Genomic DNA, 8,167 nt, shown 5'->3' on the forward strand with positions numbered 1-8,167 from the left:
AAAGGGCTCATATCAACTGTTGGTTTATTTGCTATATGGTTGTGGCTTAAGGTCAAGTGAGGCGCTTAATCTTAAAATCAAAGATATTGATACGAACAAAAATCAATTAACTGTGTCTAATATTAAACATTTTAGAGTGTTATCCATCCCAACTAAAATCTCATCTGAGCTAAATACTCACATAAGTTTTGTAACACAAATGCACACAAAAGATAGTAGAAGTAAATTCTTTAACAAGGTTGATGCTGATGAGAGCTACCTATTCCCCATGAAACAGCTATGCAATAATAGCGACGGGATGCTTACTAGAATGTCTATTATTAGCAATACACTTAATTACAACATATCAACTGCCGCTACGAAAGCAAACACACCCTTCAAGGTAACTGCACAAACCTTTAGACACTCTTATGCGGTTCGTCTTTTGCAAAATCAAATCGATATCAGAACTGTGCAAAAACTATTAGGCCATAAGCATGCAAGCTCAACACTGATCTACACGCATATTGCTCAAAATATCTCTCAAAGAAAATCCTTATCACCACTCGATCTTGAATAAAAGGTTTTGTGATTTAACGGTTATTTGAGGATAAATAACATAAAATACAGGCATTATTACTAATGATTTTTGAAACCGTGAACTCTCTTAGTCGCACCAAAGCCACTCAAAAAATCACCTTTATCGGTGCAATTGTCGACTTGACTTTGGCTATTTTTAAAATTATTGCTGGCATTTTGGGTAATTCTGGCGCCTTGATTGCGGATGGTATCCACTCATTTTCAGATTTGTTATCAGACGGTATTGTGCTCTATGCTGCCAAACATGCCCATGAAGAAGCCGACGAAGATCACCCTATGGACATCAAAAATTTGAAACTGTTGCCACATTAGGTTTAGCAGTTATTCTAGCCTTAGTTGGTGCTGGCATTATTTTTGACGGTTTTGATCGACTTAACAACCCAGCCGAACTAACTCATATTAATTTGTTATTAGGCGTAGCAGGTATTTCTATCTTTTCTAAGGAAATGCTGTATTGGTATACGCTTAACGTTGCCAAAAAATACAATTCCGACATGCTTAAAGCCAATGCCTGGCATCATCGTTCCGACGCCTTATCCTCTGTGGTTGTGTTCGCTGGTGTTTTAGGCACAACGTTTGGCTTTATTTACTTAGACGCTGTTGCCGCTATCGTAGTTGGCTTAATGGTGGTTTACATTGCCTGGGAACTAGGATCTGGCGCTACTAAAGAATTAGTTGATACTTCAATTGACACCGATCAAATTGAAAAATTGCGCTACGCACTAGGGCAAATTAGCGGTGTTAATAGCGTACATTCATTACGCACCCGTAAAATTGGCCATACTATTTCAGCCGATGTACATGTGCAAGTTGACCCTTTCTTAAGTGTTAGTGAAGGACATATTATTAGTGTCAGTGTTGAGCGTGTCGCCAAACAATGCTTAAAAGAATTAACCGACGTTACTGTACACATCGACGTGGAAGATGATGAATCAGTTGCACCCTACGAAAATCTACCCGAACGTGCAGAAGCGTTGGGTATCTTAACTAAAGCTTTATTTAATAACAAATGCGATGGGGAGATTAGTAGAATTCAATTGCATTACTTGGATAGCAAGATTCATGTAGATTTTTACCTGCCATTGTCATGCCTAGAAAACGACAATAGCCCTGATGAAATTTTAAATAAACTAAAGCAAACTGTAAGCGAACTACACGGCTTTGGTAATATTAAGGTTTACTTCGGCAAAAACTAAAGGCAATGATAAGCGTGACAAATAGCACCCGCTAATGCATCTGCCGCATCCTCTTGTGGCGCTTTGTTAAGTTTTAAAGACTCACACACCATATAAGACACCTGATCTTTGCTTGCGTGACCCTTGCCAACAACTGCTTTTTTAATTTGATTCGGACTGTATTCCACCATAACAACTTCATTCATCCCTACGGCTGAAATAATCGCACCTCGTGCATGCCCTAGTTTTATGGCAGCGTCCGGGTTAGGCCTGTCAGGGCGCATAAAGGCACGCTCAATAACCACGATATCAGGCTGGTGATGCTTAATAATTTGATCAATTTCTAAGAAGATAGTAGTGATACGATCAGTCAACTCACCTTTGGTGCGAATACAGCCACTGGCTAAATAATTAAATTTAAGCTTGTGCGCTTCTATCAATCCGAATCCAGTTATCCTTGAACCGGGATCAACGCCTAAAATTTTCATTGGCTATTTAAATATAAATAATTGCAAAACAGTTTACTACAAAGTATTTACAACAGAGGCAAAACCTTGTGACACGTGAGCCAGAATCAACCCCTGAGTTTTCATAAAAATATTTTAACAGTTAACGGCTTTTTTCCATACATATAAGGGTTATATGATATACTTAAATTTTTAACGATTAATAAGGACAGTGTGCCATGGCAGTTTTAGAATTAAACAAAGACAATTTTGATGAAACAATTAAAAATAACGATATTGTTATTTTGGATTTTTGGGCACCGTGGTGTGGTCCTTGTAAATCATTTGCGCCAACTTATGAAGCCATGAGTGAAAAAATTGACGGCGTTACTTTCGCTAAAATCAACACGGAAGACGAGCAGGAATTAGCGGGTAGCTTTCAAATTCGTTCAATCCCTACTTTAATGATCTTTAGAGAGCAAATTGCGATTTTCCAACAGCCTGGCGCTATGGCTGAAGCAGATCTAGAAACGGTGCTAACTAAAGCAAAAGAGCTTGATATGGCTGTCGTTCGTAAGGAAATCGAAGAGCAGCAGGCAAAAAGCTAAACCAACTCTAAATAGCTTTTCTCACTAAACCCAACTTTAATATCGCTGCCTGTTACTAAAACAGGTCGCTTAATTAGAGTTGGGTTTTTTAACGTCAATTCTATGGTGATGTTAGCCTTTTGTGCGTCAGTTAATTGACGATAAGTGGTTGAACGCTTGTTGATTAACTTATCCCAACCGATCGCATTCACAAATCTTTGTAAGGTTGGTTCGTCAATAGGTTGATCGCGAAAATCAATAAATTCACATTCAATATTGTGTGCGTCTAAAAATTTTCTTGCTTTTTTAATGGTGTCGCAATTCTTTATGCCGTACATTTTCATCACTACGCCCTACTGATTTGAAAATTCAAGAATTTCTTTTTGCTCATTATCAACAATAATACGCAAACCTTTTTGTGGATAAAGCCAATAAGACAAACCTTCAGGGGCAAGCTCAACACTTGTCGGTTTGCCAAATAAATTCTCAATCACTGCTTCTTCCAAATTAGCCCTCGGTATGAATGTCAGAGATTTGATCTTTAGTCTTGACATAGAACGCTCACCTGCTGGGGTAAAAGTGGTGTTTTTAACCCCAGATGGCATCAACATAGATTCATCAATATTACGTGATAACGCCTCAATAGCTTGATCATCCAATAGTAAATTTAAAATAATTCGAGCACTAATACCGCCCACTTTAGTACTAGAAAAATACACTTCTAGCTCTGGCTCTACCCCTTCATTTTCAAATAATGAGGCTTTAATTTCAGTGCCAAAATGGCGCGCCGCATCTATTAAGCGACTCTGCCCCATGGTTAAGTCAAATACAACAGTTTGTTGATTTTCATTAACGTAACTTTGCCAAGGCATGGCTTGATTTTTAGGCATTTCCACATCGCGGGTAAATAAAAATATAATTAAAAATGCTAGGATGGCGCCTAATAACGTGTAGCCAATTATGTGTCTTTCTTTCATCGTTTGAATGGGGGTTTGTTGGCTTTTGCTCTAAGCCAATTTAGGGTTTTAAATGTTGGATCGTGGTTAATAATCTTAAGTTCAAGTTTGCGCTTACCAGGAAACTCCATTAGAAATAATCCTAATAAAATTGATATAACACCTTGTCCTGGCGTAACTAACATAATAATTCCTGCAAGCAGCAACATGAGACCAATAGCACTTTTAATAATTACTGCAACAAGATGACCAATATGCTTAATTTCTAGTTTATGCGGATTTTCTATCGTGAAATAATCACTGGCAATTAGTCCGAGTAAATAGGGGGTTAATAGTAGCGTCACAACAAAAACAATCGCCGAGATAATGCCAATTAACACCAGCATATCTTCATATTGTGCGATTAAATCCGTGATCAAATCTAGCATGATAACAAAAAGGTAACCGGCCCATCGTTGGTTAGTGATACTTGCATATCAGCACCAAACTCACCACTTTGAACTGGCGCATGTTGCACAGAGATTTGAGTTAAAAAATAGTCATATAGAGTCTTAGCTTCAGCTGGCGCTTTAGCCGTTGAAAAGCCTGGTCTTGTGCCCGAGCTAGTATCAGCAGCCAAAGTAAACTGGGAAACAGCCAAGATACCACCCTTAATATCGCTAACCGATAAATTCATCTTATCTTCATTGTCGTAAAACACACGATAAGACAACAGACGTTTAATCATTTTATCAATCTGTGGCTTTTCATCAGCCTTTTCAATGCCAATAAACACCAACAAACCTTGGTCAATTTCGCCAACAGTTATATTGTCTACTTCAACTTTGCTATGCGTTACCCGCTGAATTAAAGCCTTCATAAGGGTCTAGCTTAAATGCGATACGTCAGCTACTGATAAGAATAAAGACCTAACCCAATTAATCAAACTTAAACGTGCCGTTTTAAGCTGGGCATTATCAGCATTCACCATCACCTCATCAAAGAAAGTGTCAATGCCTGCTTTAAGTGAAATAAGTTGCTGCATGTTGCTTGCATAATCAGTTGATTGCGATAGTTTATTTGCCACTTCAACCGTTTGTGCGTACAGCGCTTTTTCCGCCGCTTCCACTAATACTGATTGATCAACATCGGTCGATAAGTCTTGATGATCTTTAAGCATGTTAGCAATACGCTTATTGGCTTCAATTAAACTCGCTGAGGCATCATCTTTAGTGAAAATATCCAATGCTTCCACGCGAAGATGGAAGTCAAACGGGGATTCTGGCTTAACCGCTAGTACTGCCTCAAAAGCCTTAGCACTTAATTTTTGCTCTTTGTAGTATGCGCGCAGACGATCCATCATAAATTTGTAAATAGCACTTGCACACTCGGTATCAACCTCGCTCGAGTGTGCTGAAAGTGATGCGCTGATCAGCGACTTAAGATTAAGGTCTAGCTTACTTTCCACCATAATTCTTAACAAGCCCAATGCCATTCTACGTAATGCATAAGGATCCTTAGAGCCAGTTGGCCCTTGGCCAATGCCGTAAATACCGGTAATAGTATCAAGCTTATCAGTAATGGAAACCACTAAACCCTCTTGAGTCGATGGCAATGTATCACCAGCAAAGCGCGGATGGTAGTGCTCACTAATTGCCTTGGCAACAGATTCACTCTCACCGTCATTTTGTGCGTAATAACCCCCCATTACACCTTGAAGATCAGCAAACTCACCCACCATCTCAGTCACTAAATCTGTTTTACATAATAAGCCTGCACGCTTAGCATCTTGTTCATTAGCGCCAATCATAGTGGCAATAGTGCCTGATAAACTTTCAATACGTTTTGCCTTATCACTCATTGATCCCAGTGATTTCATAAACAACACACGATCAAGCTTTTCTAGATGGGATTCTAAGGTTTGGCGTTTATCTTGCTCCCAGAAAAATTCAGAATCAGCCAATCTTGGGCGAATAACACGCTCGTTACCGTCAATAATAACTGAAAGATCACTGGATTCGATATTAGCTACCGAGATGAAGCTTGGTAATAGTTTGCCATTCGCATCAAGCATGTGAAAATACTTTTGGTGCGATTTCATAGCAGAAATAAGCGCCTCTTCAGGCACTGCTAAAAATGATTCACTAAACCCGCCTGAAAATGCACGTGGATATTCAACCAAGGCGCACACCTCTGCTAAGAGTGATTCATCAATCACGGCAGTGGCGTTATTATTATTTGCCACCTCGACTACTTGCTGTCGAATGAGTGTTTTACGCGCTTCAAAATCAACTTCTATTTGCGCTTGATCCATTAAAGTTTGACGATAGTCTGAGGCTTGAGTAATTTCAAATGTTTGCTTGCCTGTAAAACGCAAACCTCGCGTTGTATTGCCTGCTGTTAGCCCCATGACTGAAGCATTAACCACTTCACTGCCTAGCAACATAACCAACCAATGTGTCGGGCGTGAAAATTGAATATCAGAATCACCCCAGCGCATTGGCTTAGCAATAGGAATATTCTTAATAGCAGTATCAACCACTTGCGCTAACAAGCCTTGAGTTTCCAACCCTTTTTGCTCTTTACTAAAAAAGTAATAATCAGCTTTGCCGAATGCCTTTTGTGCTAATTCTGAACGCTCTACACCGCAAGATTTTGCAAAACCCGCTACCGCCTGATCTGGTGCACTAACCGATGGGCCCTTGCGCTCAATGATTTGATCTGCTTGCTGCAGTTGAAGATCGTGCACTAATACTGCCAGTCGACGCGGCGTGGCAAAAGAATCTACCGTTGAAAACTCAAGATTTAATTGCTTTAATTCAGCCACTACATTATCTGTTAACGCTTTTGATAACTTAGGCAATAACATTGGTGGTAACTCTTCTGTACCGAGCTCTAATAAAAAATCTTGTGTGTTCATAATAGCTTTTTAAATAATTTGGAATCTAAGTTGATCATTAAGCAAGTCGATCATCACAGAACGTGCATAGAGCTTAGTAGGAACAACATCAAATTTCTTGTAAACGCCTGCAATAGAAACTAATTCAGCATTAAATGATTGAACAAAAATAGTGGCTTTTTCATCGCCTTGAATGCCGGCAAATAAATTTCCCTGCACCTCTTTATAGGCTGATATAGAGCCAAATGACATAATATCAGCACCTGATTTTACGTTAGATAACAGTACCAAATCTCTATCGTGAGAAGTTATCTGCTGAAATGAATAAACCTTATTGGCAATAATTTTCGGCGCTTGATAAGCTTTATCTTGATGAGGGTTTGGCACACTTGAAACAGGCTGTTCAACGGTTTTAACCTTGATTTTAGACTTGCTGGCCTTTGATAACGATTTACCAAAAACCGCCAGGCCTGAAAATTTTGCAAAATCAATCAACTCTTGCTTACGCGAGCGAATACCCACAGCAACCATTTCATTTTGTGCCAAAATTTCAATCAAAACCGCCAGCTCATTTGCCTGAAAATGCTGCGCTTCAATTTCTAAAATAACGGGTGCGTGTTGAAACTGGGCTTTATTGCTACTTGCTAGCGCGGTTATCTCCTTAACTAATACATCCGTATTGTTGGTCAACACCCTAAGTGTATACAGCGCTTCGGTTTGGGTGATAACTTCGATCTGATTCAACTACGCCACCCTTGCGTACAGTCTAAAAAATGCCATACACGGTTCATGCCTGTATCACCACTTAACATCAACTCTAGCGGGGTTTTGTGTTTGAATTTTTTTACCGTACGTTTAAGCCAAACACCAGCATATTCCTTATTAGTTGGGAAAGTGGTACCTAATGATTCGTAAATACCCAAAATCATTTGACTGCGTTTTACGGTCTTTTCATCGAAGTTGAATGATTTATCACCTCGACGATATTGGTATAAGTGCCTGGGCTTGATTGTCTCTTGCAAACCTAGCAAAGTAAGCTGATCTGCATCTTCTAGTTTCCAATTTTCTAAAATTTTGGTCAATTGCAGGGTTAACTGAGCTTGCTCTTGCTCATTCAAATTTATTGTATCCATGAGTTAATTCACTCTAAAGTGGAATAAAATTTCACGGTCAAATACACTTTGATCAGGTGCTGGTGGCAATGGAGATGCTTTATACACAGCGCGCTCTATCGCATCTTTAAACGCCTTAGATTTGGCATTATTTTCAACATTACATGACTGTAAATTTACCGTTTGCACCTTGCCGTTAATATCTTGCAAAATGTAAACATCACAACCCCAATCGTCTTTCGCACCTTGGTAACGCCATTTTTCTTTAACTCGTGAAGCGATTTGATTAACGTAATTCGCTTTAAGCTCGTTCAAGATGTCTTCTTGAGCAATTTCTCTTTCTTGATCCTCTTCAGCCTGAATTTCTTTCTTTAAAGATCGAGTGTCTTGCTCTTTTTCAAATTTACTGGCTTCAGCTTTTCTTAGCTTTTCAA

Annotated in this window: 11 protein-coding genes and 1 pseudogene; 3 read left to right on the plus strand and 9 right to left on the minus strand. The window is 39.2% G+C overall.

From position 1 onward, the window contains the following. Positions 1-559: tyrosine-type recombinase/integrase (locus tag PSN35_RS02430; protein ID WP_300028935.1), on the plus strand; the 559-nt coding region annotated here is incomplete at its 5' end. 62 nt (positions 560-621) lie between these two features. Then, positions 622-1,775 (plus strand): annotated as a pseudogene (locus tag PSN35_RS02435) (cation diffusion facilitator family transporter). Here PSN35_RS02435 and ruvC read toward each other — a convergent pair. Next, complete coding sequence (gene ruvC, locus PSN35_RS02440) at positions 1,772-2,242, minus strand: crossover junction endodeoxyribonuclease RuvC (protein ID WP_300028937.1); 471 nt, start codon at positions 2,240-2,242, stop codon at positions 1,772-1,774. The pseudogene PSN35_RS02435 and the gene ruvC sit on opposite strands and share 4 nt — an antisense overlap. A gap of 197 nt (positions 2,243-2,439) precedes the next feature. Here ruvC and trxA point away from each other — a divergent pair, with 197 nt between their 5' ends. Beyond that, positions 2,440-2,808 (plus strand): thioredoxin, encoded by a 369-nt coding sequence (gene trxA, locus PSN35_RS02445; RefSeq protein ID WP_300028940.1) that lies wholly within the window; start codon positions 2,440-2,442, stop codon positions 2,806-2,808. On the opposite strand, the gene PSN35_RS02450 is transcribed toward trxA, so the two are convergent. The 8 genes from PSN35_RS02450 to PSN35_RS02485 all read right to left on the minus strand — a co-directional run. After that, positions 2,805-3,125, minus strand: coding sequence for an arsenate reductase (locus PSN35_RS02450; RefSeq protein ID WP_300028942.1), 321 nt, complete (start codon positions 3,123-3,125; stop codon positions 2,805-2,807). The genes trxA and PSN35_RS02450 overlap by 4 nt on opposite strands. Positions 3,126-3,140: 15 nt before the next feature. After that, a complete protein-coding gene (locus PSN35_RS02455; RefSeq protein ID WP_300028944.1) occupies positions 3,141-3,764 on the minus strand; it encodes a hypothetical protein in 624 nt (207 codons plus the stop codon). Next, entirely contained in the window at positions 3,761-4,171 is a 411-nt protein-coding gene (locus PSN35_RS02460; protein ID WP_300028945.1) for a PGPGW domain-containing protein, read from the minus strand. The genes PSN35_RS02455 and PSN35_RS02460 overlap by 4 nt, the downstream gene beginning before the upstream one ends. Beyond that, positions 4,165-4,602, minus strand: coding sequence for a D-aminoacyl-tRNA deacylase (gene dtd / locus PSN35_RS02465; protein WP_300028947.1), 438 nt, complete (start codon positions 4,600-4,602; stop codon positions 4,165-4,167). Before dtd ends, PSN35_RS02460 begins: the two co-directional genes overlap by 7 nt. Positions 4,603-4,608: 6 nt before the next feature. Continuing rightward, complete coding sequence (gene glyS, locus PSN35_RS02470; protein ID WP_300028949.1) at positions 4,609-6,642, minus strand: glycine--tRNA ligase subunit beta; 2,034 nt, start codon at positions 6,640-6,642, stop codon at positions 4,609-4,611. A gap of 9 nt (positions 6,643-6,651) precedes the next feature. After that, a complete protein-coding gene (gene minC / locus PSN35_RS02475) occupies positions 6,652-7,365 on the minus strand; it encodes a septum site-determining protein MinC (RefSeq protein ID WP_300028951.1) in 714 nt (237 codons plus the stop codon). Then, a complete protein-coding gene (locus PSN35_RS02480; RefSeq protein ID WP_300028953.1) occupies positions 7,362-7,754 on the minus strand; it encodes an antitoxin Xre/MbcA/ParS toxin-binding domain-containing protein in 393 nt (130 codons plus the stop codon). Before PSN35_RS02480 ends, minC begins: the two co-directional genes overlap by 4 nt. A gap of 3 nt (positions 7,755-7,757) precedes the next feature. Then, positions 7,758-8,167, minus strand: a 410-nt coding sequence (locus PSN35_RS02485; RefSeq protein WP_300028954.1) for a TonB C-terminal domain-containing protein, incomplete at its 5' end; no start/stop codon positions are given.

The organism is Candidatus Thioglobus sp. (genome assembly GCF_028599055.1).
In the GTDB taxonomy this organism is placed as follows: Bacteria; Pseudomonadota; Gammaproteobacteria; order PS1; family Pseudothioglobaceae; genus Thioglobus_A.

Coding starts and splice junctions, on each gene's coding strand:
- PSN35_RS02455 (WP_300028944.1), bottom strand. CDS start 3,764: ATGAAAGAAAGACACATAATTGGCTACACGTTATTAGGCGCCATCCTA.
- PSN35_RS02460 (WP_300028945.1), bottom strand. CDS start 4,171: ATGCTAGATTTGATCACGGATTTAATCGCACAATATGAAGATATGCTG.
- ruvC (WP_300028937.1), bottom strand. CDS start 2,242: ATGAAAATTTTAGGCGTTGATCCCGGTTCAAGGATAACTGGATTCGGA.
- glyS (WP_300028949.1), bottom strand. CDS start 6,642: ATGAACACACAAGATTTTTTATTAGAGCTCGGTACAGAAGAGTTACCA.
- dtd (WP_300028947.1), bottom strand. CDS start 4,602: ATGAAGGCTTTAATTCAGCGGGTAACGCATAGCAAAGTTGAAGTAGAC.
- trxA (WP_300028940.1), top strand. CDS start 2,440: ATGGCAGTTTTAGAATTAAACAAAGACAATTTTGATGAAACAATTAAA.
- PSN35_RS02450 (WP_300028942.1), bottom strand. CDS start 3,125: ATGTACGGCATAAAGAATTGCGACACCATTAAAAAAGCAAGAAAATTT.
- PSN35_RS02480 (WP_300028953.1), bottom strand. CDS start 7,754: ATGGATACAATAAATTTGAATGAGCAAGAGCAAGCTCAGTTAACCCTG.